A 26,545-nucleotide genomic window follows, 5' to 3' on the forward strand; every position below is an offset into this window, starting at 1 on the left:
CGAGGACCAGCGCCTTGCGGCGCGCGGCCCCCCCCCCGACCTCAACGGGTCACCGACGCCTCAGGCCCGATGCAACTCCGGCCAACCCGGGATGACGGCATAGCGGGCGAGAGTGGACAGCCTGCCTCCGGGGGAGTCGACGCGATCAAGCACTTTGACGTCGGTCGTCCACTGTTTCGGCGCGATATCGAAGAGCTGATATCCCCGCTGGTCGGCGTAAAGATCAATCTGGGGGTTGTTGCGTACGATATGCTCGAGCCCTTTCGTTCCGGCCCCGTTTCCGCCGGTCGCGACTGAGGTCGTCAGGAATTCGATCGCGACTTTCTCGCCGTCGGGCCGGCTGTCATCCGCGGGCAGCGCGCCGGCCATATGCTTGTGATGGTCCCCCGTGGCGATCACGACGTTCTTGAGATCATGGCGGCGGATCGTGTCGACAAGCCGCTGCCGGGCGGGGCGATAACCGTCCCACAGATCGGTGCCGTGCCGGGGCGTGGTGGCGCTGGCCGGGCGCAGGTCGATCGGCATGACGATGACCTGCTGCGCCACCAGGTTCCAGGTGGCGTCATTGCCGAGGCCGGCGTCGAGCCACGCCTCCTGCGCCTTGCCGAGCATGTCGGGCTGCATATGCGCCTCGGGCGGGCAATTGGCCTTGCCGCCATTGTCGCCGCAGGGCTGGTCCGATCGATAGGAGCGCGTATCCAGCACATGCATCCGCATCAGCCGGCCATAATCCAGCCGGCGATAGGCGGTGAGCCCGCCGGCGGTCGGGAACTGCGCCTTGCGCACCGGCATGTTCTCGTACCACGCCTGCAACGCGGCATAGCGGCGCAGCGCGAAGATCGCCGGGTCGGTGCCATCCTGATCGAAATCGCTCGCCCAGTTATTGTCGACCTCATGATCGTCGAACGAGGCGGCGAACGCGCAGGCGGCATGGGCGGCGATCAGATCGGGATCGCTCTTATATTGCGCGTAGCGGCGGCGGTAATCGTCGATGCTGTAGATTTCGGCGCCGGCATGCTGGCGCACCACTGTCGGATTGTTGCCGTTCTTCCCGAGCGGCGCGGTGCCGCCTTCGTAGATATAGTCGCCATAATGGAAGATCAGGTCCAGATCGGGCTCGGCAGCGAGGTGCCTCCAGGCATCGTAATAGCCCATCTCGTAATGCTGGCAGCCGGCGACGCCGATGCGCAGCCGGTCGACTGTGGCCCCCGGGGCGGGGGCGGTGCGGGCGGTGCCGACCTGGCTCACATCCGAGCCGGCCGTCGCGAAGCGATACCAGTAGCGCCTGTGCGGCTGCAGCCCGTCAACCTCGACATGAACGGAATGGCCGAGTTCGGGCAGCGCCATCGTCTCGCCGGTGCGGACGACGCGCGCGAAGCCGGCGTCCTCGGCGACCTCCCAGCGCACCGGCACATGGGCGGCCGGCATGCCGCCATGCTCGTCGAGCGGGCGCGGCGCCAGCCGGGTCCAGATGACGAAGCCGTCCGGCCAGGGATCGCCGGCCGCGACGCCCAGCGTGAACGGGTTGGCCCCGAGCGGCGCTGCGAACAGCGGCGAGCGCGACAGGCCGGCGAGCAGGGCGATGCCGCCTCCGGCCTTGATGAGCTGTCGGCGATCGAGTTTCAGCATGGCAAGCCCTCTGGTTGGCATGGGATCAGCGACCGGCGCGGCGCAGGAAGGCGGTGAGGCCGGCGGGGTCGTTGGTGAAGATCGCGTCGTCGCCGCGCGCGAGATACGCGCTCCAGCCCGCCTCATCGTCGACGACATCGGAAAATACCTGCACGCCGGCGTCGCGCAGCCGCTTCACGCCGGCGGCGTCGGCATCCTCCAGCCGCAGCAGCACGCAGCTCGCATGATGGGCCCGGGCCAGCGCCAGCGGGTCGGCCTTCTCACGCCACACGCCGAGCAGGCAGGTGCGCATGCGCGGGTTGATGGCATGCATCGCATCGATCGCCCGCCAGTCGAAGGATTGCAGCATGTAGCGATCTTCCAGCCGGTATTTGCGGATCAGCACATCGAGCTGCCGGGCGAAGGCGACCGGATCGACGCTGCCCTCGGAAGGCCCGGGCATCTTGATCTCGCCGAAGAACATCACTTTGGCCGGGGCGTAGCGCGCGAAGAAGGCGTCCGGCGTCGGCATGCGGGTGCCGGGCACCGCCTGCTGGCGGGGATAGATGGCGCGATGCTTCGCGCCGCAGTCGAACGTCTCGATCTGCGCGAGCGTCAGGCTGCGCACGGGCGCGGGCGCCACGCCGTCGGCGCTGCAGAAGCTCGCGTTGACGCTGGCGTCATGGGTGATGACGAGTTGGTCGTCGGCGGTCATCACCATGTCGAACTCGAGCATGTCGACGCCGAGGCGCAGCGCGTTGTCGAACGCCGGAATGGTGTTTTCCGGCATCAGGAGCGCGCCGCCGCGATGGGCGACGACCAGCGGCCGCCGCGCCGCCGGCGCCGCGGAGGCGACGAGCGCGGCGACGATCGCCGAGATCAGGGTGACGGCTCTCATCTGCATTCCTCCTCGTGGCGTCACGATCAGAAATCGACGTCGATCTTGGCAAAGAAATAGCGCCCGATCGCGTCGTAATAGGCATTGCCGCTATTGTTGCCGACTGTCTGGTGCGGTGTCGTCGGCGTATCCTGGAGGAAGAAGGGCGGTCGCTTGTCGCTCACATTCTTCACGCCGAGACTGAACGTATAGCGGTCGCTCGCGCGGATATTCAGTGTGACGTCATTGAGGAAATAGGCAGGAATGCGCGGGATTTCATATGTCTCGTCCGATTGGGCGGTAGCGCTATATTTGGCGGCGCTGATCATGCGGGTATTCACGCCGAGCGTAACCGGGCCCAGCGAATAGCTGGTCAGCAACGTGCCCTTGAAGCGCGGGTAATTCCACGCGCCGGAATTGTCGGTGCCCTTGCTGCCGACCTGGGAGATGGTGGTCTGCTCCAGGAGATAGGTGCCGCTGAGGCTCAGCCGCATCTGGCCGCGGCCGATCGGGAAACGGTAATTCGCCCCGACGTCGATGCCGCGTGCGCGCTGGCCGGCGAGGTTGGCATATTGCGCCTGGACATAATCGACCTCGCCGGTCGCGGGATCGCGGTGCACGAACTGGCAATAGGCCTCGTCCGGGCCGCCGGTGGCGTTTACGCAGCTTTCCATGAGCGTGGTGTAGGCGAGCGATGTGACGACGTTGTCGATCTTGATGTCCCAATAGTCGACGGTGAGATCGAACCCGCGCAGGAAGCGCGGCTGGATCACCGCGCCGATGGTGAGGGAGTTGGAAGTCTCCGGCGTCAGATCGGGATTGCCGCCGCTGAAGACGCGCGGCTGGTTGAGGTTGGGATTGGGCAGCGGCCCCGACCAGTTGGGCACCGTCGCCGCGCAATTGGCGGCGCGATCATTGTCCTGCGCGACCCGGCCGACCTGACAGGGATCGCTGATATGGCCCAGCGTGACCATGCTGATCGGCGAAAACAGCTCGCCGAAATTGGGCACGCGCACCGAATGGGAATAGGTGCCGCGCACGGTGAGGCCGGTCACCGGCTCCCACGCGCCGCCTGCCTTCCACGTGGTGGTGTCGGGATTGTCGTTATAGTGGGACCAGCGCACCGCGCCCTCGATCTCCAGCCGGCGCGCGAACGGCAGGTCGCGCAGCAGCGGGATCACCGCCTCGCCATAGGCCTCGGCGGTATCGCGGCGGTGATCGAGCGCGGGGTGGAGCGCCATGTCCATGCCCGGCGACCAGATGATGTCGGCGAGCTTGGCGGTGTCCGGATCGTCGCGGGTACGCAGCGTTTCGCGCCGCCACTCCACGCCGGCCGCGATCGAGATGTCGCCATAAGGCAGGCTGAACAGGCTGCCGTCGACGCTGGCGCCGCCGTTCACCATGGTATTCTTCGTGCGCTCGAACCGGTCTTTCTCGGCATAGTCGATCCATGCCTGGCTGGGGGGTTCGGTGGTGTAGAAGTTGAACGGCGCGCAGCCGGCTGCGCGCGCGGCCGGATCGCGGCAGACGATCTGGCCATCCAGCATGATCGCGTCGCGCGCCTTCAGCCACTCATCGCGCCCGACCGCGTTCTTGGTGGTGATGTTGTCGATCACCTGCCCGTAGCGAACGAAGCCCTGCCAGTTCAGCTTGCCCGTCAGCGCGCCGCCGACATCGGTGCCAAGGGTGATGGCGTCGCGCTTGTGCACCTCCCACGGCGTCGGCAGGTTGTTATAGTGGCGGTCGAACGAGATCTGGGTGAGCTTGTTGGCGACCATGAAGCTGCGCAGCGCATCGGGCAGATAGGGATCGGTCAGCCGCGCGATCTCGCCGGTGGTGCCGACACCATTGGTGCCCCACCAGTTGTTGGCGCGCGCGTCGTCGCGATATTGCGGCCACTCGGAATTGCCGCGGCTATAGCTGTGGGCATAGCCGAACACCGCGTTCCAGGTCACCGCCGGCGTCAGCTCGTAGGACAGATGCGAATAGCCCGACGCCCGCGCCGACCGTCCGCGCAGGAGCACCGAATCATAGATGCCGAAGGCGCTGTCCGGCCCGCCGTCCTGAACGCCGGTATCGCCGTTCGAGACCACCGAATAGCTGTTCTTGGGAATGGCGACGACCTGGCTGTCGATCAGCTGATACCATTGCCCGTTCTGGCTGCCGCACATGCCCGCCGTGCCGATGATGCAAAAGGTCGGGAAGTGCGAGCGGTAGAATTGATGATAGTCGATCAGGTAATTGTCGGGAATGCCGTCGTTCGGACCCGTGCTCTTCGGGTTGACCTGATAGACATAGCGCTTGCGTGTGCGGTCTAGCGTCGCCAGCGACCCGGTGTCGCTGTAATTGCCGCCGATCACGAAATGGCCGCGCCCGCCGCCGAAATCGAAGCCGGTGGCCAGCGACACGTCCGACTGGCGCGCATCCCCGCGGCTCGAGATACCGCTGGTCGCGGTGAGATGCAGGCCGGTCATCTCCTTCTTCATCACGATGTTGACGGCACCGGTCACGGCATCGGCGCCGTAGATCGCGGCGGCGCCGCCGGTCACCGTCTCGATCCGGTCGATCAGCGCGGTCGGGATGGTGTTGAGATCGACAGCCGAGGTCCGCGCGCCGCCCGACACCCAGCGATGTCCGTCCACCACCACCAGCGAGCGGTTGGCGCCCATCTGGCGCAGGTTGATGTTGGCGACGCCCTGGTCATATTCCTGGCCGAGCGAGTTCATCTCGCCGAGCCCGGGACCAACCGCCGGATTGAGAAGCAGCGCATCGTAGACCGTGTTACGCCCGAAATTCCGCGCATCCTCGGTGGTGATGACGCGGATCGGCATCGTCGATTGCAGCTCCGGCCGCGCGATGTGCGTGCCGGTGACGATGATGTCGCTGCCCGGATCGACGCTGATCTGCGCATGCGCGATCCCGCCTGCGAACAGACCAAGCGCGAGCGCGCAGCTCGCCACCCCCGCACGGAGCGGGCCACGGACCATGAACACTTGCAATCCCCCTGTTACGAACCTCGTTCGGGGGACAAGCCGTCGCAGCGATCCAAATCTTACATTGTTTTTTGTTGCACTTATATTGCAGCCACTCGCCCACCCGTTCGGACAATCAGAAATCAACTTCAATCCGCGTGAAGAAGGACCTGCCGATCGCATCGTAATAGGCCGCGCCGGTGGCGACACCTCCCGCGCCATGCGGCCCGGGCGCGGTGTCGCGCAGCGGCGCGAAAATCTGCGCGTCGGTGAGGTTTCGGATGCCCAGCGTCAGCCGCATCCTGTCGGCGGCGCGCACCTGGAGCATCAGATCAGCATAGAGATAGGCCGGCACATGGCCTGGATCGCGCGTCTCCGGCGAAGCATCGGTGACGCTATAGACGCTGCGGCTGATGAAGCGGCCGGTCAGCCCGAGGGTGACCCGGCCCAGCGCATAGCTGGCGGTTATCGTCGCGCGGAGGCGCGGGTAATTCCATTGGCCGGCATAATCCACGCCCGCGCCGCCGACCTGGGCGACGGTGGTCTGCGCGATCAGCCAGCTGCCACTGGCGCTCGCCCGGAACAACCCCGCGCCCAGCCTCGCCCGGTAACCGGCACCGAAGTCGACCCCGCTGGCATGCTGTGCGGCGAGGTTGGCATATTGCGCATGGACATAGTCGACGGTGCCGTCCGGATTGCGCCGGATGAACTGGCAGTAGACGGCATTGGGCTCACCCGGAGCATCGACGCAGCTATTGAGGATCGTCGTATAGGACAGCGAGGTAATGACATTGTTGATCCTGATGTTCCAATAGTCGATCGTCAGGGCGAGTCCCGGGAATGATTTCGGCTGGATCACCGCACCCGTGGTGAAGCTGTTCGATGTTTCGGACCCCACGTCGGGGTTGCCACCGCTATAGACCACCGGCGCGTTGAGATTCGGGTTCGGCAGCGGGAGGACGAGGCCGGGCAGCAGCGCCGCGCAATTGGCGGCGCGATTAACATTCTGCAGGATGGCGCCGGCCTGGCACGGGTCGCTGATATGCCCGTAGGTGGCATGTCCGACGGGCGAGAACAGTTCGCCGAAATTGGGCACCCGGACCGAGTGCGAGAACACCCCGCGCAAGGTGACGCCCTCCAGCGGCTGCCAGCTGCCGCCGAGCCGCCAGCTCTGCGTCCGCGGATTGTCGCTGTAGCGCGACACGCGATAAGCGCCTTCGATCGCGAGCCGGCGGGCAAAGCGCAGGTCGCGCAGCAAAGGGATCTCGGCCTCGCCATAGGCCTCCATCGTATCGCGCGCGGCATCGAGCGCCGGGTGGAAAGCGTAATCCGCGCCCGGTGAGATAATGATGTCGGCAAGCTTCGCCGTGTCCGCATCGTCCCGCGTGTGCAGCGTCTCGCGCCGCCGTTCCACCCCTGCCGCGATCGAGACATCGCCATAGGGCAGGCGAAGCACATTGCCTTCGATCGCGCCGCCGGCAGTGAGCAGCGCGTTCTTGTTCCACTCGTGCCGGATGTTCTCGATATAGGCGAGCAGCGCCGGGCTGTACGGCTCGACGCTGAAGAAATCGAGCGGAACGCAACCCCTCGCCCGCGCCGCCGCGTCGCGGCATTCGATCTGTCCGCTGACCGGGTCGGCGACGGCATCGCGCGCCTGCAACCATTCGGCCTTGCCCACCATGTTGGTGGTGGTGATGCGATCGATCGTCTGGCCGTAGCGCCAGAACGCCGACCAGCGCAGTCCTTCGACGACCACGCCGTCGATCGCGCTGCCCAGCGTCACATTGTCGCGCCGATGGATTTCATAGGCCTGGGGCAGGTTGAAATAGCTGCGCGCGAGCGGCAGCGCGGTCAGCCCGCGATCGAGCATGAACCGGCGGATGGCATCCGGCAGATAGGGGTTGGCGAGTGTCGCGACCTCGCCGGTGGTGCCACCCCACCAATTGGCCGGCCGCGCATCGGTGCGTACTTCGGGCCATTCGGGAATCGCACGCGTATAGCTGTGCGCGTAGTTGAAGGTCGCGCTCCAGCCGAGCGCCGGCGACAGCTGATAGGCGAGGTGGGCGTAGACCGACGCGCGTTCGGAGGCATTGCGCAGCAGGTGGTTCTCGAAACCGGTGGTCACCGGGCCGCCATCGCCGGTGCCGGTCTCACCGGGCGTGACCGGCGTGTCGTAAGCGACCGGCACGATCCTGCCCTGACGATATTGGTACCATTGATTGCCGACATAGAAGCTCGGCACCGGGCTGCGATAGAAGGAGCCGTAATTGCTGGCGACGACATTGTCGGGAATGCCGTCGGCGGGGCCGGTATTGGCCGGATTGGCATAATAGGTCTGCCGGCGATCGAAGCGGTCCGCCCACCGCAGCGGCGCGCGGCGCACGTGATCGGCACCGATGACGAACTGTCCGCCCCCGCCGCCGAAACGCACCCCTCCGGTCGCCGACTGGTTCGACTGGGCGGCGTCACCCCGGGCCGATATCCCGTTCGTCGCCGACAGATGCAGCCCGGTGATGTCCTTCTTCATGATGACGTTGACGGCGCCGGTCACCGCGTCGGCGCCATAGATCGCCGCCGCCCCGCCCGTCACCACCTCGAGCCGCTCGATCATCGCGCTCGGGATGGTGTTGAGGTCGACGGCGGAAATGCGCGCGCCGCCCGAAACCCAGCGCCGCCCGTCGACCAGCACAAGCGAGCGGTTATTGCCCATGCCGCGCAGATTGATGTTGGCGACGCCGGTGTCATATTCCTGGCCCTGCGAGTTGGACTCGCCGAGGCCGGGCGCGATCGCCGGATCGAGCAGCAGCACCTCGTAAGCGCTGTCCCGTCCGAAATCCCGGGCGTCGTCCATACGCGCGACGCGGATCGGCATCGCCGCGCGCAACTCGGGACGGGCGATATGGCTGCCGGTGACGACGATGCTCTCGTCGACGGCGGCGGCGTGGCCGGTGGGCATGCCGACGGCACCGGCGCGATGCCGCAGCGCCGCCGGCGGCGGGCCGGCCGCCCGCCGCCCGCCCGGTGGTTCGCCGCGGACGATCAGGAAGGTGTCGCCGTGCCGTCGATAGGTCAGCCCCGAGCCGCGCAGCAGCCGGTCGAGCGCTGCCTCCGGGGTCGTCGCCGAGCGGATGGCGGGCCCCGCCTTGCCGCGCGACAGCGCCGGATCGACGAGAATCTCAATGCCCGCCACGCGCGACAGCGCGGTCAGCGACGTGGAGAGATCGGCCGCCGGCAGATCGAGCCCGGCGTGCGCCTGCGCCGCAATCGGCACCGCCAGCGCCGCCAGCGCGGCGCCGCCCGCCCTGCTCCACCCCCGCCACCGCCACATCCCGGCCATTCCCCCTCGACCTAGAGGCGCGGCGGCGTGCCGGACAAGATGATCGCGCCAGCGACCCGCGTGACGTGGAAGGCGTGGATGACGGCGAGATTGTCGAGCTGCCGCGCCGGGTCGGTCAGGCGAATGCGGCCGCTCACCCGCAGGCGGCCGAGCGCGGCATCCTCGATGCGGATCGGCAGCGGCGAGGCGCTTTCCAGATCGTCGATCACCCGCGATAGCGGCGCGTCGCGATATTCCGCCCATTCGTGCCGCCAGCGGGCGATGTCGCCGGCTTGCACGGGGCGGATCGGCCCGAAGCCCCTGTCGTCCAGCGTCGCCGCCTGGTCCGCCGCAAGGTCCAGCCGCGCGCGCGCCCAGCCCCTCGCCGCGAACCGCACGGCGCCCGCTTCGACGGTGACGCGGATTGCGCCGGGCTTGGTGGCGACCTCGAAGCGGGTGCCGAGATCGGTGATCCCGGCGCCGCCGGCCTCGATGCGGAACGGGCGGCGTGCATCATGCGCGACATCGGCGAACACCGTGCCGCCGCTCAGTTCGACGACGCGGTCATGGCGGGTGTAGCGGACGCGCAGTTCGGCGCCGCCGGCCAGCGTCAGGCGGGTGCCGTCGTCCAGCGCGATCTCGCGGAGCATGCCGGGCGCGACCGCGAAATGCGCGGGCCGGGCGATCAGCAGCTCGGCCGAGGGCCACGCCGCATAGCTGCCGGCCAGCATCAGCACGGCAGCCCCGACGCCCGCCAGCGCCGCGCGCCGCCCCTGCCGGCGCCGGGCATAGCCTTCCAGCGCCTCATCGAGGCCGGCGCCGTTGAACCGCTGCCACATCGTCTCGAACAGGGCGCGGCGGCGCGGCGCGCCCGCCAGCCAGGCGTTGAAGCCGGCCTCGTCGAACGGCTCGTCGCTCATCCGCCGGGCGACCCATTGCGCCGCCTCCCACTCGATCGCGTCAGTCTCTGATCGGTCCGCCACGCTTCTCGATCTTCTCGATGGCCATATGCAGATCGAGCACGGCGCGGGCGATATGCGTGTCGACGGCGGCGGGGGAAATGCCCAGAGCTTCGGCCACCTGCTTCGACGATTGCCCCTCGACGCGGCGGCGGAAAAATACCTCGCGCCGGAGCCTGGGCATCGCCTTGACGAGGGCGGCGACGATCGCGAGCAACTGACGCTGCTCGATGCGCTGGTGAATGGCGGGCTGGCTACAGGGAAGATCGTCGGTCAGCGCGACGAACTGGCGGCGGCCGGCGCGGCGGAAATAATCCCGCGTCAGATCCAGCGAGATACGGCGGAGCAACGCGGTGACATTGGCGATCGGCGTGTTGGGCTTCTCGCGATAGACCAGCAGCCGGACAATGGCCTCTTGCACAATGTCTTCGCGCACCGCCGCATCGTCGACCCGCCGCCCCAGATAGCGCAGCAGATCGACGCGGTAGCCGCTCCATTCGTAAGTTTCGAGTCGCATCGGAGCGGATGTCTAGGGTCGGGATGTGACACCAAGGTTTCGGTCAGCCAGTCGCAACCGGGTGAACGCGTGCCGTCATGTGCACCCCCGATTGCCGGAAGCCGATCGCGCAACCCGCCGAGCGCCATGTTGAACTCCGACCCCCAAGGGATCGGTTGTCGCTGCCATGGCATCGGCTACAAGGCGAGCGGTGCGGCCGGATAGCTCCCAAGGTCTCGAAGCCCTTTATCGCGTCCATCGCGCCGCGCTGCAGCGCTTCCTCATCGCCCGCACGGGCGATCCGAATGAAGCGGAGGAGATCCTCCAGGATGTCTGGATCAGGCTCGGCCACGCGGCACAGGCGCCGATCGCCAATGGCCGGGCCTATCTGTTCCGCATGGCCCAGAACCTCGTCGTCGACCGCCTGCGGGAGAAGCAGCGCCGGATGCGGCGCGAACGGATCTGGCTCGACGACCTTTCCGGGACGGCTCGAACAGAGCCCGCCGATGCCTCGCCCAATGCCGAGCAGCTGATCCTCGACCGCGAGGAGACCACCCGGCTGCTGTCCACGGTCGAGACGCTGCCCGACGGCGCGCGCCGCGTGTTCGAGCTGCACAAGGTGGAAGGGCTGAGCCACGCCGAGGTGGCGATGCGGCTCGGCATCTCCAGGAGCGGCGTGGAGAAGCATATGGCGGTCGCCATAAAATATCTCCGCCGCGCGCTGCTGGACTGAGGTAGGCTCGCATGCGTGACGTCCAACATCGCATTATGATTTTGCAAGAAAGCCCATCGCCATGACGGCGCGGTCGGAGATCAGCGAACGGCTGCTGGACGAGGCTCTGGCCTGGCATCACGCGCTCGCGCGCGATGACGCGAACTGGGAAGACTATACGCTGTGGCTGGAGGCTGATCCGCTGCACCGCCGGGCCTTTGACGAGGTCGCCCTCACCGACCGCATCGTGAACGAGCGCGCCGGCGATCTTCGTGCATCGGCGCCGGTCGTGCAGGAGGAGCCCGACCGCCGGGCCGGGCTGTCGCGGCGGGTGTGGCTCTATGGGTCGATGGCGGCGGCCATCGCGCTCGCCCTCGGCGTTCCCGCCTTCTGGCCGCAGCAGACGCAGGCCGACGCCGTCTATACGACCGCGCCGGGCGAGACCAAGCACATCGCCATGGCGCAGGGCATCAATGTCGATCTCGCCCCGGCCTCTCAGCTCGTGTTGCGCGACAGCGATCCGACGCAGCTGGAGCTGACCCGGGGCGACGCCTATTTCGAGGTCGCGCACGATCCCCGCCGCACCTTGTCGATAACCGCCGGCCGCTATGCCGTCAGCGACATCGGCACGCGCTTCGGGCTGAACCTGTCCGGCGACGCGGTGATGCTCGCCGTCGCGGAGGGCCATGTTTCGATCGCGCCCGCAGGCGGTGCCGCAACCCGCGTCTCCGCCGGCCAGCAGCTCATCGCCCGCAACGGCAGCGACGCCGCCCGGCTGGGCCCGGTGCAGGCGGGGGATGTGGGCAGCTGGCGCGGCGGCAGGCTTGTCTATAGCAACGCGCCGCTCAGCATCGTCGCGGCGGACATTGCGCGCTATTCCGGCAAGGCGATCACGGTGGATCCGGCGATCGGTGATCGGCCGTTCTCGGGAGTATTGGCCATTGGCGATGGTTCGAGACTTCTGGCTAACCTCTCGGATCTCATGGCGATCTCCTATCAGGAGAAGGGCGGCAGCGTTCGCATCATGGCTGCTCCCCTGCGCTGAGCTCTTCCTGCCGGTCACTCCGGCCCGGGCGCGGGAGCCACAGTTCGCGCTCTCCATTCCCGCCGGACCCATCGGTGGATCGCTCTCGGCCCTGTCGCAGGCGACCGGCGCCTCGGTCGGCATGGCGGGCGCGCTGCCACAATTCCACGCCCCACCGCTGCGGGGATCGATGGGCGTCGCAGCGGCGCTGCGTCGACTGCTCGCCGGCAGCGGCTGGCGCGCGGTGCAGGTCGGCGCATCCGCCTATCGCATCGAGCGCGCACCCCAGACGGCACGGCGGCCCGCCACTCCGGAGGCAAGGGAGCCGGCCGAAGCCATCGTGCCCGGCCCGCCGCTCACGCCGGACATCGTCGTTACCGGCCAGAAACGCGCCCTACTCCTGCAGGACGTGGCGATGTCGGTGTCGATCGTGCCGCTCGACGGGCAGGTTTCCAGCCGGTTTGCCACGAGCAGCCGCGACCTCTCCCTTTCGGTGGAAGGGCTCGCCGTCACCAATCTCGGTCCGGGCCGCAACCGGCAATTCATCCGCGGCGTCGCCGACAGCCCGTTCAACGGCCCCAGCCAGTCCACGGTCGCGGTACAGCTGGACGAGGTACGCATCACCTTCGACGCCCCCGATCCCGACATCCGCCTCGTCGACATGGAGCGCGTCGAGATTCTCAAGGGCCCGCAGGGCCCGCTCTACGGCTCCGGCGCGCTCGGCGGCATCTATCACATGGTGTCTCGCAAGCCCGATCTCACCGCCACCAGCGGCAGCATGCGCATCATCAGCGAGGCGGTCGAACATGGCAGCCCCGGCGCGGGCGGCGAAGCCGTGCTCAACCTGCCGCTGGTGGCGGACAGCCTGGCCGTGCGCGGCGTCGGCTATGTCACCCGCTCCGGCGGCTGGATCGACAATCTCGGCCGCAACCGCAACGCCAATGTCACGCAATCCTCGGGCGGACGGCTGGCCGCGCGCTGGCAGCCCGACCCCGACTGGACGATCGATCTCTCCGGCGTGGTGCAGAACATGAACTCGAAGGACAGCCAATATGTCACCGCGTCCGACGAGACGGTGCATCGCAACGCCCGCGTGCCCGAGCCGACCGATAACGACTTCAAATCCGCCGCCGCGACGATCCAGGGCAGGATTGGCGCGTTCGATCTGCTCGCCACGACCAGCTACGTCGACCACCGCGTCGGCTATCAGCTGGATTCCAGCGACGCCTCGGAACAGTTTGGCTTGCGTGGGCAATCCACCTATCGCGACGATCGCAAATACACGATCCTCAACCACGAGCTGCGCCTGTCGCCAGCCGGCTCGTCGCTCTGGCTGGCCGGCCTGTCCTTCATGCAGGCGCGCAGCCACAACGAGGCGAGCATGAGTTCGGCGATGACGACGGTGGCGGTCGAATCCCTCGATCGCAAGATCACCGAGTTCGCCGCCTTCGGCGAGCTGACAATGCCCCTGATCGCCGCTGTAAAGGCGACGGCGGGCGCGCGCCTGTTCCGCTCGATCGCCGAGGACGAGGCCGTCGAGCAGGCGGGCGGATCCTCCGATCGCATCGTGAAGACGTTTCTCTCGCCGAGCCTTGCCGTCTCCTGGACGCCGGGCAAGCGCAGCATCCTCTATCTTCGCTATGCCCGTGGGCTGCGGCCGGGCGGGCTGGCGCCGCTCGGCCAGTCTGTGTCGCGACGGTTCGATTCCGACGAGCTCGGTACGTTCGATCTCGGCATCCGCCACACGCTGCCCGGCAGCAGCCTGTCGCTCGGCGCCAGCCTCTTCCATACGAGCTGGAGCCACATCCAGTCGGACTATCTGCTGCCCAACGGCCTTATCTCCACCCGGAATGCCGGCAAGGGCCGCATTTATGGCATCGAGACGACGGCAGAGTGGCGGCCGCTCACCGGCGTCACGCTCTCGGCCGGCGGCAGCTATCTTCATGCCCGGCTGGTCAGCACCGAAGCGGGACTGGAGGTCGACGACCGCCGCCTGCCCATCGCCCCGGATGCGACCGGGCGGCTGGCCGCGCAATATGATTTTGCACTCGGCAGCTGGGCGACGAGCCTGTCCGCCCAGGCCAATTATGTCGGCCGCTCGCGTCTCACCTTCGACGAGAATCTCGATCGTGAGATGGGCAATTACACCACCGCCTCGCTTGCCGCCTTCCTCAGGCGCAACCGCGTGACGATTGGCGCGCGGATCGACAATCTGCTCGATGTGAAGGGCGACAGTTTCGCCTTCGGCAACCCCTTCTCGATCGCGCGGGCGCCGCAATATACGCCGCTGCGCCCGCGCACCTTCACCCTCTCGCTCGCTCGCACCTGGTAGAGCGGGCGCGACTGGCGTCTCGCCGCGCCTGCCCTCAGCCCGGCCAGCTCGGCACGCCGCTCCGCCCCCAAAGAAAATTTCGAGCGACCGACTGCGGTGGGGCGACGCCGTGCCGTCTTGCGCCGATGCGTATCGGCTTTCTCTTCAATCATGATCAGATCCATCAGGTTGCGCACAGCCTGCCGATCGCCCTCGCTCTCGCCCGAATGGGCACGGGCGCGGAGATCATTCTGGCGACGACCAACGCCCGGCTCCAGGCCGAGGTCACCCGGCTCGCCGGCCCCGCCCTTGCGGGCGCCGTCAGGCTCCAGCCGCTCACGCTTCGGCGGCGCGGGAGCCGCCTGCTGGCCGCGGCTGGCGGATCAATCATTCCGGCCGCGAAGCTGCTCGTCTATCGCGACAATCTGGAGTTCTTCCGGTCGCTCGACATCCTCGTCGTCGCCGAGAAGACTTCGCTGGTCCTCAAAAGCCGCTACGGCCTCGATCGTCTGAAGATCGTCCATACGCGCCACGGCGCCGGCGATCGCGCGATCGGTTTCAACGCCGCCAGCGCCGGGTTCGACCATATCCTCGTCTCCGGCGCGAAGATCCGCGACCGGCTGATCCGCGACGCCGGGGCCGATCCTGACCGCATCAGCATCGTCGGCTATCCCAAGTTCGACATGCAGGATCCGATCGCCACGCACGGCCTGATGAATGACGGCAGGCCGATCGTTCTCTACAACCCCCATGTCTCCCCACATCTGTCATCCTGGTACAAGATGGGGCGCGCCATCCTCGACTGGTTCGCGCAGCATGACGACTATCAGCTGATCTTCGCGCCCCACGTCATGCTCTTCGAGCGGCCGTTCGTGGTGACCATCGACAAGCTCAGGATCGATCGGCCTGGCCGCATCGAGGAGCGCTACCTGCGCGCGCCCAACATCCACATCGACCTCGGCAGCCGCGCCTCGACGACCATGGCCTATACCAACCGCGCCGACATCTATCTCGGCGACGTCAGCAGTCAGGTCTACGAGTTCCTCCGCCGTCCGCGACCGTGCGTTTTCGTGGACGCGCACCGGACCGACTGGGCGCGCGATGCGAACTACCTCCATTGGTCCACGGGGCCGGTGATCGGCAATGTGGCAGAGCTGGAACAGGCGCTTGCCGAGTCTCGCCGGGATCATGCCGCCCGCTTCGCGCCGATCCAGGACACGCTGTTCCGTCACAGCTTCGATCTCACCGATGAGGCGTCCTCGGATCGCGCGGCCCGCGTCATCGCCCGGCTCGCGGGCTTCGACCACAGCGGCTGGCGCGCCGACGCGCTGGAGCAGACCGCGGCATGATGCGCATCGCTTATGTGATCAACTCGGTCGAAGGCGGCGGCGCCGCAGCACCGGTGCCGGCGATCGCCCGCGTTCTCCAGCAGAACGGCGCCGAGGTGCTGATCCTCGCGCTGACCGGGCGCAACCGGCGCGGCCTCCCCCCGATGGAAGCGGCCGGGCTCGACGTCCGCGTGCGGCCGGATGGAGAGAGCGACCATCGCGCCGCCCTGCAATGGCTTACCGAGCAGGCATCAGGCTGGAAGGCCGATCTGGTCTGGACCTCGCTGACGCGCGCGACCTTGCTCGGGCAGATCGCCGGCCGGCGCCTTGGCCTGCCGGTGGTGAGCTGGCAGCATAATGCCTGGCTGAGGCCGGCCAACCGCCTGCTGCTCCGCCTGCGCCAGCGGCATTCAGCGCTGTGGGTCGCCGATTCCGAATGCGTCGCGGCGCTGACCCGGCAGCGCCTCGGCATCGCGGACGAGCGGCTGGTGACCTGGCCATTGTTCGCCGCCGACGAGGCCGTTCCCCCTGCCCGGCGCTGGCGCCCGGGCGAGACGGTGCGCATCGGCAGCCTCGGGCGGCTGCACCCGGCGAAGGGCTATGATGTGCTCATCGAGGCGCTGGCGATCCTGCGTACCCATCGTTTCCGGCCGGCGGCGTCGTTCGAGCTGCTCATCGCTGGCGACGGCGCCGAGCGCGAACGGCTCGCGGCGGCGATCGATAACGCCGGGCTCGACACTGTCCGTCTGGTCGGCTTCCAGCCCGATCCGCGCGCCTTCCTTGCGGGGCTTCATCTCTACGTGCAGCCGTCGCGCCGCGAGGGCCTGTGCATCGCCGTGCACGAGGCGATGGAGGCCGGCCTGCCCGTCATCGGCGCGGCGGTCGGCGAGATGCCCTGGACGATCCGGCCGCGCGAGACCGGGCTGGTCGTTGCCCCCGGCGACGCGGAAGGGCTGGCCTTCGCGCTTGCCGAATGCCTCTCGATGCCGGAGGCGCTGGCGGAGATGGGTGCTGCCGCCCGGGTGCGCGTGCTGGAGAAATTCGGCAGGCATCATTTTGAGGCGGTCGGGGCCGCGATCATGCGTCGCCTCGCCGCCGCCACCTCAGCAGCAGGACCAAGGTCGGCGGCAGCGTAAGCGCCAGCCGACGCATCGATTTCATCGAAGGCGGATCATGGACGGCCAGGTCAGCCTTTTCTATTGCATGCAATTAAATAGGTGATGCATACAAGACTTCGGGGGTGGCGCGCGTCGTGCATGCCGCCGAGGAATTCGAGCAATGGCATCGCCGCAGCTGATCGGATGGGTCGCCCAGAACATCCTGCCGCACGAGCCGCGCCTGCGCGCGTGGCTGGCGGCCGCCTTCTCGGCGGTGGAGGTCGACGACGTCATCCAGGAGTCCTATTGCCGGATCGCCGCGCTCGACCATGTCGAGCATATTCAGGACCCGCGCCAATATCTGTTTCGCACTGCGCGCAATGTCGTGCTGGAGCAGGCCCGGCGCAGCCGCGTGGTGAGTTTCCAGACAATCAGCGGCATCGCCGATCTGGAGCGGGCGATGCCGCTCGACATGATTTCGCCCGAGCGCATGCTGGCCGGCCGCCGCACGCTGGCGCGGGTGGAACAGCTCATCTCCGCGCTGCCCGAGCGCGGGCGCCGCATCTTCCGGCTGCGCAAGATCGAGGGCCTGTCGCAGAAGGAAATCGCCGCCAGGCTTGGCATCTCCGAATCGATCGTAGAGAACGAGGTGTTGCGGGGCCTGCGCCGCATCCTCCTGTCGATGACGGAGGAGGAACGGGCGGAGATGCCCATGCGCCGGCCAAGAGGTGGAAGGCATGAGCGGCGAGCCGTCGTCCAGGATTGATGAGGACGCGTGCGGCTGGGTTGCGCGGATGGATCGCGGCCTCACCTCGGGTGAGGAGGCGGCGCTGGCGACGTGGCTGGCGAGCGACGATCGCAAGCGCGGCGCGCTGTTGCGGGCGCAGGCGGCGTTTCGCCTGCTCGATCGTGCTCGCGCCCTGCGCGTCGATGCCGGCGAGGCAGAGGCCGGGCCGGTGGATGAGCACCCCCATAGCCGCCGCGCGCTGCTCGGGCTCGGCGGCGGCATGGCGGCGCTGCTGGCGCTCGGCGCAGTCTGGCGGGTCCGGCCACGTGGCCAGCACATCGCCACCGGTGTCGGCGAAATCCGCCGCCTGCCGCTCGAGGACGGCTCCCTCGCCGTGGTCAACAGCGACAGCAGCGTGCGCGTCGCGTTTAGCGCGGGCGGCCGCGAGGTCGAGCTGGTCAAGGGCGAGGCGTGGTTCGAGGTCGCCCACAACAAGGCACGGCCGTTCACCGTGGCCGCGGGCGCGGCGCGGGTGCGGGCGGTCGGCACCGCCTTCGACGTGCGTCGCCATCGCGATCGTTCGGAAATCGTCGTCACCGATGGAGTGGTGAAGATCTGGTCGACGCGCGATGCCGCCGCGCCGACGCTGGTCGCCGCCGGCCACCGCGCCGTGCTGTGGCACGGTGTGGATGGCGCGGCGCGGGTCGCGGTGCGCGCGGTCGATCCCGAACAGCCGCTCGCCTGGCGGGACGGGCAGATCATCCTCGACGACATGACGCTGGCGGCGGCAGCCGACGAGTTCAATCGCTACAATAAGATGACGCTCGTAATCGATCCGGCGATCGGCGGACGGCGGATGATCGGCTCCTTTCGCACCAACGACGTCGACGGCTTTGTCGAGGCGGCCGCTCTCCTTGTCGGCGGCCGTGTGGCAAGAGCCGGCAACATCATTCGCATCGTGCCGGCGCCACCACCCTGAAGGAAATCCCGACGACCTTCATCTTCCTAGGTGCGCGACGTGAGATCGCGTCAACACAGGGGAGAGGGTGATGCGCGCTTACGGGCTGCTGCTTTTGGGCCAGGTATCCGTCTTGAGCATCGCGGCGGTTCATGCCGCGCCGGCCGCCGCCGCCGACGTGGCGATGCGCAACTTCAACGTACCGGCGCAGCCCGCCCGTGCCGCCGTCCTCCAGTTCGCGCGCCAGGCCGGCATTCAGGTGCTGGTGTCGAGCGCGGACGCGGAGGGGGTGACGTCGGGCAGCGTGACCGGCGGGCACAGCGTGGAGGAAGGGCTGCACCAGCTCATCGCGCCGGGCAGCCTGCGGCTCGTCTCCTTCGACGGCAGGACTGCCGTGCTCGCGCGCCGCAGCATTGTGCAGAACGAGGCGCCAAGCGGCCCGGCCCGGCCTGCCGCAGCTGCGCGCGTGCAGGCGCCGAATTCCCCCGCCACAGCGGCACCGCCCGCCGACGCCCCCGATGCCGGTGCGGTGTCCGGCGATGCCGGGGGCGAGATCGTGGTCACCGGCTCGCGTATCCAGAACGGCAACAACCTGCCGACGCCGGTGACGGTCGTCTCCACGCAGCAATTGCAAGCGACGACACCGACGAGCATTCCGGACGGCCTCAACCGCCTGCCCCAGTTCAACGCCGGGCAGCAGACGCCCAACAACTCGGTCAACGCCAACGGTCGCGGCTTCGGCGCCCCCGGCAATTTCCTCAACCTGCGCTCATTGGGTGCGATCCGCACGCTGATCCTGCAGGACGGCAATCGCGTGCCCGGCACCTTCTACGACACGACCGTCGATACCAACATGCTGCCGCAGCTGCTGATCCAGCGTGTGGAGGTGGTCACCGGCGGCGCGTCGGCGGTCTATGGCTCGGACGCGGTGACGGGCGTCGTCAACTTCATCACCGACAACAAGTTCACCGGCATCAAGGGCCTCGCCCAGGGCGGCATCTCAAAATATGGCGATGCCAAGTCGGTGCGCGTCGGCGTCGCCTATGGCGTCAATGTCGGCGACCGCGGCCATTTCGAGGCGAGCGCCGAGTTCTACAAACGCAACGGCGTCGACGACACCGCGTCGCGCCCCTATGGCCGGCTTTATCCGGCGGTGGTCGGCGCCGGCACCTCGGCCAATCCGTATCGCCTCGTCTATGGCGCGCGGCAGAGCAACGCCGCGCCCGGCGGGCTCGTCATGACCGGGCCGTTCGCCGGCATGCAGTTCCTGAGCGACGGTTCGCTGGCGCCGTTCAACCCGGGCACGCCGACCGTCACCGCCAATGCCGCGATCGGCGGCGACGGCGGCTATGTCCACAATGAATATCTGTTGAGCGACCTGCGCACTGCCCAGGGGTTCGCCCGCTTCGACTATGATCTGACCGACGACGTCCATTTCTACGTTCAAGGGCGTTACGCCTCGAACCGCACCTATGCGGCGAGCCAGATCTACACCAACATCTCCAACGCCAACGCCGCCAATCCGACCAGTTCGGCCGGCTCCTATCCGCTGTGGATCTATAGCGACAATGCCTTTCTCAGCGCCGCCCAGCAGGCGACGCTGGCGACCAGCGGCACGTCCAGCTTCGCCGTCAATCGCTTCGACAATGATCTGATGCGCCAGCTCGCGCTGGAGCTGAAGACCCGCGCCGGCGCCGCCACCGTCGGCCTCAACGGTACGTTGCTCGGGGACTATGCCTGGGATTTCCACTATACGCATGGCGAGAACCGCTCGCGCTACACCTCGCTCAACAACGTCAACTCGGCCAATTTCTTCGCCGCCGCCGATGCGGTGCGCGACCCGGCCACCGGCAACATCGTCTGCCGGGTGACGCTGTCCGCGCCCGGCGCCTTCCCCGGCTGCGCGCCGATAAACCTGTTCGGCCAGGACCGCGCCTCGGCGGCGGCGCAGGATTTCATCTTCGACGACACCTGGTGGGTCGCCAGGAACAGCATGGACGATTTCGGCGCCAACCTCACCGGCACGGTGTTCGAGGGGTGGGCCGGGCCGATCAAGGCGGCGATCGGCGGCCAATATCGCCACCAGTCGCTGAAGGTGACGACCAGCACCCCGGACCCGACGTTCAATCCGCAATATCTGCGGCTGGGTGCGGCCGGCAATTCGCTGCCCGGCTCCTATCCCGCATCGAACCTGCGCTACTTCAAGGAAGTCCAGTCCGGCGCCACCGGCGGCGAGAATATCTACGAGGCCAATATCGAGGCGGACGTGCCGCTGCTGCGCGATCTGCCGTTCGTGCAGCTGCTCACCTTCAACGGCGCCTATCGCTATGCCAGATATGAGGCGAGCGGCAATGGCGGCGTCGATACCAGCTTCTCGGCCAGCACGTGGAAGCTCGGGCTCGAATGGACGGTGATCGACGGAGTGCGGGTGCGTGCCACCCGCTCGCGCGAATTCCGCGCGCCGACCCTGTGGGACCTCTATCAGGCACAGATCATCAGCGCGTCGGGTGTCACCGATCCGCTGACCAATGTTGCCGCCCAGCTCAACACCGTCACCGGCGGCAATCCGGAGCTGCGTCCGGAAATCGCCAAGAACATCACCGCCGGCGTGGTGGTGACGCCGCGTTTCTTCCCCGGCTTCAGCCTGTCGGTCGATTATTACAATGTGAAGATCGACAATGCGATCGGCTCGGTCAGCGGTCTCAACCCGATCGTGCAGAATCTCTGCCTCGCCTCGGACGGTTCCTCGCCCTATTGCCAGCTGGTCGTCCGGCCGATCTCCTATAACGACAAGTCGGCGGCGAACTTCCCGACGCTCAACTATTCGCTCAACCAGAATATCGCTCGCGTCCAGGCCAAGGGTATCGACGTCGAGGCCAATTATCGCCTCAACCTCGAGAGCGCCGGCGCGCTGATGCTGCGCGCATTGTGGACGCACCAGCCCGTCACCAGGACGCAGACGATCCCCGGCGCGCTCATCACCAATGCCTCCGGCACCCAGGCCGTGCCGCGCGACAAGGTAAACATGTCGGTGAATTATCGGCTCGGTGATTTCTCGCTCGATCTGATGGAGCGTTTCTATTCGTCGGTGCACCAGAATGCCAATGCGACGCTGGTCTACGACATTCCCGATGTGCCGGCCTATTGGCAGACCGACGTCAACCTCGCCTATGATTTCAAGGTCGGGGGCGGCAGCGTCACCGCCTTCCTCAACGTCAACAACCTGTTCAACGCCAAGGGCGGCATCTTCCAGGATCCCGGCTATACGGGCAGCATCGGCCTGCGCTACCCGACGGTGAATTATGCCGATATCATCGGCCGCTACTTCACCGGCGGCATCCGCTTCAACTTCTGAGCCGGGCGGCGCGGCCACGCAAAAAGGGGGGGGCGCGCCCTCGCCCCCCTTTTGCATAGTTTCTCCGCACAATGCGCCATGCGCGCGCTCCGGCAGGCCGCAAGTCGTCCCGGGGAGGTCGTATCGCCGCACCGACAGGCCCGGTGCATGAATATCAGAATCTCCCCTGCAGCAAGATGCCGATCACGCGCGGCTCTCCGAACTGGCTCTCCTGGCGGATGTTCCGGTAGGTGTAGCCTAAGTTGCGCGCGTCAAAGAGATTGCGCGCCGTCACGAACGCGCCGTAGCGATCATTCTGCCAGCCGATCTTGCCGTTGACGAAGGCGTAGCCGGGGAGCTGGCGCTCCGTCTGGTCCAGCACGCTTTCATAGGCGGCGCTGCGGTAGCTGACATTGGCGTCGGCGGTCCAGCCGCGCGGATGCTGCCAGCTCACCCCGCCAGCCAGCGTCCAGCGCGGCGCGAAGGGAAACTCCTCGCCGGACAGATTGCCGCCACCGCGATCACTGATGTCGAGCTCCTTGAAACGGGTCTTGGAATAGCCGGCCGAGGCATAGAGGTCCCACGTCCGGCTCGGGCGATAGCGCAGCTCCAGCTCCCCGCCCCAGACCCGCGACGACCCGGCATTGATCGTCTCATAGTCATAGCGGTTGGAGGAGAGCTGGGCATTCACCTGCTGGTCCTTCCAGTCGATGTAGAACATGTTCGCGTTGACCGAGAGCCTGCGGTCCAGCCACAGGCTGCGCAGCGCCAGTTCGTAGTTCCAGGTGAATTCCGGCCGATAGGTATAGAGCGCGCCACGCCCGGGATTGACGCCGCTGCCGCCCGAGCGATAGCCGCGCTGCACGGTGGCCGCGACCGAGGCATCGTCGCTGAACTCGTAGGTGAGCCCGGCCTTGGGCAGGAAGGCGTCGAAATTGGTGGTCGCCGGCGGCGAGAAGGCGTTGGCGGCGGACAGCTGCGCGTCGATCAGCCCATTGATCATGCGGATCGTCGGCGCGAGCGGGCCGAACGCGGCCGGATCGGGCAGCGGCGTGGCGAGAGTGACGGCATTGTTGTTGGCGCGCACCTGCCGCTCATGATCATAGCGGAAGCCGGCGCGCAGCTTGAGGCGCGGCAGGACATCCCATGTCGCGTCGCCGAACAGGGCGAGATTGCGCACGGTCTGCGGATAGAATTGGTTGGTGTCGATCACCAGCTCCGCCGGATAAAAGCCGCTGATCGTATCGGGCAGGCCAAGGTCTTGGACCGGGCGCAGCTTGAACACGCTGTGCGAACGGTCGCGCTTGTTGTCGAGGTGCGAATAATAGCCGCCGAGCAGCGCATCGAAGCGATCGGTATCGAGGTTCAGGCGCACTTCCTGCGTGAAGGTGCGCTGGTCCTGCCGGAAATCGCCATAGGCGCTGTCCTCGGGCAGGTCGTCGCCGTCATAAACGGTCGCGGTGCGGATACGGTTGAAGGTGCTGACCGCATTGATGCTGAGTGCCGAGGTGAGTGCGTAGCTGGCGTCGAGCGTGCCGATATCGGTGCGGGTGCGATCGGTAGTCGGGCGGTTGCCGAGCGTGATGCGGTGGTTGAAGGCACCCGGATAATCGTCGAACGAATAGGCCACGCCGTTGCTGTGGACATCGTGGAGATAGCCGGCGACCAGCCTGAACCCGGGCAGCGCCGCCGGCGTGACGAGCAGCTTGGCGCGGATATTGTCGCCGTCGCGGAAACCGGCGCGCGTGTCGCCGAGCGTCTCGTTGGTGACATAGCCTTTTTTGCGAAGATGCTCGCCGGCGATGCGGAAGGCGATCTCGTTGGCGACGATCGGCCCGCCTAGGGCGGCGCCGAAGCGGCGCTCCCCGCCGGTATCGGTCAGGATCGCGCGCGCCCGGCCGCTCCAGTCGAAGCCCGGCGCCGTGGTGCGCAGGATGACGGAGCCGGCGAGCGCATTGCGCCCCTGCAATGTCGACTGCGGTCCGCGCAGCACCTCCACCGCCTCCAGGTCCCACAGGTCGAGCGGCCCCTGCAAAGCCGCGCGCGGCAACGGTGAACCGTCGAGATAGACGGTGGCGAGATCGCCCGTGCCGACGCCGGTGACATTGTCGTTGGCGATGCCGCGAATGGTGAAGCCCTGGTCATCGAACGTCGTCGAGACGTTCGCCGTGCGGCGGAAGAGATCGAAGACGTTGGTGAGGTTCTCACGCTCGATATCCTCCCTGGTGAAGACGCGCACCGAGGTCGGCGTCTTCTGGATGGATCGGTCGGTCTTCTCCCCGGTGACGATGATGTCCGCCGGCTCCTCGGGCGGGGCGGCGGTGGCGGCAGGCTGCGCATGACCCGGCGTGGCGGCGGTAGAGGCGAGCAAGGCGACAAGGACGCCGACGGTGGCCGATCGAAGCTGCATGGAAATTCCCCCCTGGGCTGATGGCGCCGTTAGGCGGACAGCTATTGCGAGTCAATGTCATTAGCGATAAGAGCCGTCGAAAGGGGTTTCGGGGTGATATTCGTGCTGATCATCGGGGCATTGGTGCTGACGTTCGGCGCCGTCTTCGCCGCGCAAATCGCATGGCGGCGCCGTCAGGGGCGCTGGCTGATCGGCTCGATCGGCCTCTTCGGGCTGGCCACGATCCTGTGGATCGCCGGCTTCCGGGCCGAGATCGGCGTGTCCCTGGCAGTCGAGAGCGGGTCGCTGGTGGCGCTGGTCTTCATCCTCGCCACGGCCGAGCGGCGTCCGGGCCGAGAGGTCAGGGAGCGGGCCGTCGCGCCCACGCCGCTGGCGCCCGGCCATCGGCAGCGCGGCCTGCTCAGGGGCATGACGGCGGCGCTGCTCGGCCTGTTCGCCGCGATCGCGGCGGGAATGGCCTTCGCGCTCGCCGCGCCGCTGGCGGAGCAGACCCGGCTGATCATCGCCGGCCTGCTCGTGCCCTCGTTGTGGGCGCTGGCGATCCTCTGGGCGCTGGCGGCGACGCGGCTGTGGCTGCCTGTCGCCGGGCTGGCGCTGATCGGCACGGTCGGCTGCGCCGTGGCGATGCTTCCGAGGGGCTGACATCATGAAGCTGGCCATCCCGCGCGCATTCACCCGCGCCCTGCTCGATGCCCATTCGACACTCGGCATCGTCTTTGCGGCGCTGTTCTATCTGGTCTGTTTCAGCGGCACCGTGGCGGTGCTCGCCGATGAGTTCGCGCAATGGGAGCGGCCCGATGCGCCGCGCGTCACCAGCGCCAGCGACGCCGCCCTGATCCGCGCTGCCGCCGAAGGTTATGCCCGCGCCCGCGCGGGCGGCAGCAAGGTCGAGACGCTGATCGTCACGGCGCCGAGCGACCTGCTGCCGCGAATGTCGGTCACCGCCTATGACGGCAGGGACGAGCGGACATGGAGCGTGGATGCAGCGGGCCATGTGCTGCCGCCGGCATCCGCGCCCTGGGCCGAATTCGTGCGCGAGCACCATCACAGCTTCAACATCCCCGATCCCTTCGGCCGCTATCTGGTCGGGATCATCGGCACGGTGCTGATCGCCAGCCTGATTTCAGGGCTGCTCGCCCATCGCCGCATCATCCGCGATGCCTTCCGGCTACGGCGGGGTGGCGCGCCGCGTCTCGCCGCGGCCGACCTGCACAACCGGCTCGGCGTCTGGGGGCTGCCGTTCCACCTTATCGTCGCGCTTACCGGGTCGCTGCTCGGGCTGGCCGGGCTGATCATCGGCGTGCTGGCACTGGTCGCCTTTCAGGGGGACCAGCAGAAGGCGATCGCCGCGCTCACCGGCCCCGGCCCGACCGCCGACCGGCGCGCGGCCCCGCTGCCCGACATGCGGCCGATGCTGGCGACGATCGCCGCGCGCTCGCCCGGAGCGCCCGTGACGAGCGTGCTGTTCCTGCAGGCGGGCACGCGCGGCCAGATCGTCAGTCTCACCACTGCCGAGCCGGCGCACCTCGCCCGCAACGAGGGCTGGACCTTCTCGCCCGAGGGACGCCTGCTGGCCAAGGCGGGGTTCACCGATGGCGGCGTCGGCATGCGCATCTATGGCATGATCACGCCGCTTCACTACGGCACCTATGGCGGGCTGCCGCTCAAGCTCATCTATGTCCTCCTGGGCAGCGGCCTGACCACGATCATCGCAAGCGGCATGTCGGTCTGGTTCCACCGCCGTCGCGAACAGGGCCGACCGGCCCCTCTTGGCGAGCGGCTTTGGGAAGCGTTGGTTTGGGCACAGCCGGCCGCCTACGCGGCTTCCGCGATCGGCGTCCTGCTGCTCGGATGGCCGCCATTACCGCTTTTCTGGGGCACGCTCGTCGGGGCGTTGGCCCTGTCGAACGTCCTCCCGGATCGCCGCATGGTCCGACAGGTGCTTCGCGCTGCGAGCGGCGGTCTTATGATCCTTGCCGCTACCGCCCATGCCCCGAGCCTCGGGGCGGGCTGGCTGGGCGTCGGCATCGACCTGGTCGCGGCGCTCCTTGGCGTGGCGCTCCTCTACCGCTCGGTCCGCGCCGGCCCGTTGCCAGGATGTCGCGCGGAAAGACGGCGGTCAGATGGTCGATCAGCGGGCGGACCGATGGAGGCAGGTCCTACCGGATGGTGAAGACCGGATGCACCACCCCTGTCCCCCCGCAACCACTTGGGCACAGACGTGATCGGGCAGGACCGCGACGCCCGGCCCGGCGATCGACATTCGCGCGCTCGTCGCCGACGGGCGTGCCGACCCGGCCCTCGATATGTCGCCCGATTCAGCAATTGTGGCGGTAGGCCTTCCCGGACGAAGCGACGCCTTGGTCGTTCCAGAGAACGTGTCGGTCGCTCAGGGATAGGCAAGCCAACACAAGGT

The 26,545-nt window shown here is 67.6% G+C and carries 17 protein-coding genes; 10 read left to right on the forward strand and 7 right to left on the reverse strand.

Going from position 1 to position 26,545, the window contains the following annotated elements; all coding sequences use genetic code 11:
- Positions 1-60: 60 nt before the first annotated feature.
- The 6 genes from KOF26_RS06895 to KOF26_RS06920 form a co-directional block, all read right to left on the reverse strand.
- Positions 61-1,629, reverse strand: a complete 1,569-nt coding sequence (locus KOF26_RS06895; protein WP_216322283.1) for an alkaline phosphatase D family protein — start codon at positions 1,627-1,629, stop codon at positions 61-63.
- Positions 1,630-1,654: 25 nt separating this feature from the next.
- Positions 1,655-2,506, reverse strand: coding sequence for a glycerophosphodiester phosphodiesterase family protein (locus KOF26_RS06900; protein ID WP_216322286.1), 852 nt, complete (start codon positions 2,504-2,506; stop codon positions 1,655-1,657).
- A gap of 26 nt (positions 2,507-2,532) precedes the next feature.
- Positions 2,533-5,472: a TonB-dependent receptor domain-containing protein gene (locus tag KOF26_RS06905; protein WP_216322288.1), complete on the reverse strand. Its 2,940-nt coding sequence runs from the start codon at positions 5,470-5,472 to the stop codon at positions 2,533-2,535.
- 121 nt (positions 5,473-5,593) lie between these two features.
- Positions 5,594-8,785 (reverse strand): TonB-dependent receptor, encoded by a 3,192-nt coding sequence (locus KOF26_RS06910; RefSeq protein WP_216322291.1) that lies wholly within the window; start codon positions 8,783-8,785, stop codon positions 5,594-5,596.
- A 20-nt stretch (positions 8,786-8,805) separates the two neighbouring features.
- A complete protein-coding gene (locus KOF26_RS17400; RefSeq protein ID WP_216322294.1) occupies positions 8,806-9,756 on the reverse strand; it encodes a FecR family protein in 951 nt (316 codons plus the stop codon).
- On the reverse strand, positions 9,734-10,249 hold the full coding sequence (locus KOF26_RS06920) for an RNA polymerase sigma factor (protein ID WP_216322296.1): 516 nt from the start codon (positions 10,247-10,249) through the stop codon (positions 9,734-9,736). Before KOF26_RS06920 ends, KOF26_RS17400 begins: the two co-directional genes overlap by 23 nt.
- Before the next feature lie 190 nt (positions 10,250-10,439).
- On the opposite strand from KOF26_RS06920, the gene KOF26_RS06925 reads away from it, so the two are divergent.
- The 8 genes from KOF26_RS06925 to KOF26_RS06960 all read left to right on the forward strand — a co-directional run bounded on the left by KOF26_RS06925 (position 10,440) and on the right by KOF26_RS06960 (position 21,740).
- Positions 10,440-10,961: an RNA polymerase sigma factor gene (locus KOF26_RS06925; RefSeq protein WP_363181994.1), complete on the forward strand. Its 522-nt coding sequence runs from the start codon at positions 10,440-10,442 to the stop codon at positions 10,959-10,961.
- Positions 10,962-11,022: 61 nt separating this feature from the next.
- The gene (locus tag KOF26_RS06930) at positions 11,023-11,985 is read left to right on the forward strand and encodes a FecR family protein (protein WP_216322302.1); all 963 of its coding nucleotides are present in this window, start codon (positions 11,023-11,025) and stop codon (positions 11,983-11,985) included.
- Between the two features lie 121 nt (positions 11,986-12,106).
- Entirely contained in the window at positions 12,107-14,296 is a 2,190-nt protein-coding gene (locus KOF26_RS06935) for a TonB-dependent receptor (RefSeq protein ID WP_253201209.1), read from the forward strand.
- A 125-nt stretch (positions 14,297-14,421) separates the two neighbouring features.
- Positions 14,422-15,624 (forward strand): CDP-glycerol glycerophosphotransferase family protein, encoded by a 1,203-nt coding sequence (locus tag KOF26_RS06940; protein WP_216322307.1) that lies wholly within the window; start codon positions 14,422-14,424, stop codon positions 15,622-15,624.
- Entirely contained in the window at positions 15,621-16,739 is a 1,119-nt protein-coding gene (locus KOF26_RS06945; protein WP_363181996.1) for a glycosyltransferase family 4 protein, read from the forward strand. The genes KOF26_RS06940 and KOF26_RS06945 overlap by 4 nt, the downstream gene beginning before the upstream one ends.
- Positions 16,740-16,881: 142 nt before the next feature.
- Positions 16,882-17,466 (forward strand): RNA polymerase sigma factor, encoded by a 585-nt coding sequence (locus KOF26_RS06950; protein WP_253201210.1) that lies wholly within the window; start codon positions 16,882-16,884, stop codon positions 17,464-17,466.
- Positions 17,438-18,406, forward strand: a complete 969-nt coding sequence (locus tag KOF26_RS06955) for a FecR family protein (RefSeq protein WP_216322310.1) — start codon at positions 17,438-17,440, stop codon at positions 18,404-18,406. The genes KOF26_RS06950 and KOF26_RS06955 overlap by 29 nt, the downstream gene beginning before the upstream one ends.
- 70 nt (positions 18,407-18,476) lie before the next feature.
- Positions 18,477-21,740 (forward strand): TonB-dependent receptor domain-containing protein, encoded by a 3,264-nt coding sequence (locus tag KOF26_RS06960; RefSeq protein WP_216322313.1) that lies wholly within the window; start codon positions 18,477-18,479, stop codon positions 21,738-21,740.
- A gap of 154 nt (positions 21,741-21,894) precedes the next feature.
- Here the strand turns inward: KOF26_RS06960 and KOF26_RS06965 are convergent, their stop codons facing one another.
- Positions 21,895-24,129, reverse strand: a complete 2,235-nt coding sequence (locus KOF26_RS06965; RefSeq protein WP_216322315.1) for a TonB-dependent receptor — start codon at positions 24,127-24,129, stop codon at positions 21,895-21,897.
- Positions 24,130-24,222: 93 nt separating this feature from the next.
- Here KOF26_RS06965 and KOF26_RS06970 point away from each other — a divergent pair, with 93 nt between their 5' ends.
- Together KOF26_RS06970 and KOF26_RS06975 are read left to right on the forward strand one after the other, a co-directional pair.
- Positions 24,223-24,771 (forward strand): hypothetical protein, encoded by a 549-nt coding sequence (locus KOF26_RS06970; RefSeq protein ID WP_216322317.1) that lies wholly within the window; start codon positions 24,223-24,225, stop codon positions 24,769-24,771.
- A 4-nt stretch (positions 24,772-24,775) separates the two neighbouring features.
- Positions 24,776-26,302 (forward strand): PepSY-associated TM helix domain-containing protein, encoded by a 1,527-nt coding sequence (locus KOF26_RS06975; protein ID WP_216322320.1) that lies wholly within the window; start codon positions 24,776-24,778, stop codon positions 26,300-26,302.
- Positions 26,303-26,545: the final 243 nt, after the last annotated feature.

Origin of the sequence: Sphingomonas quercus, assembly GCF_018863195.1 — a bacterium.
Classification (GTDB): Bacteria; Pseudomonadota; Alphaproteobacteria; order Sphingomonadales; family Sphingomonadaceae; genus Solisphingomonas; species Solisphingomonas quercus.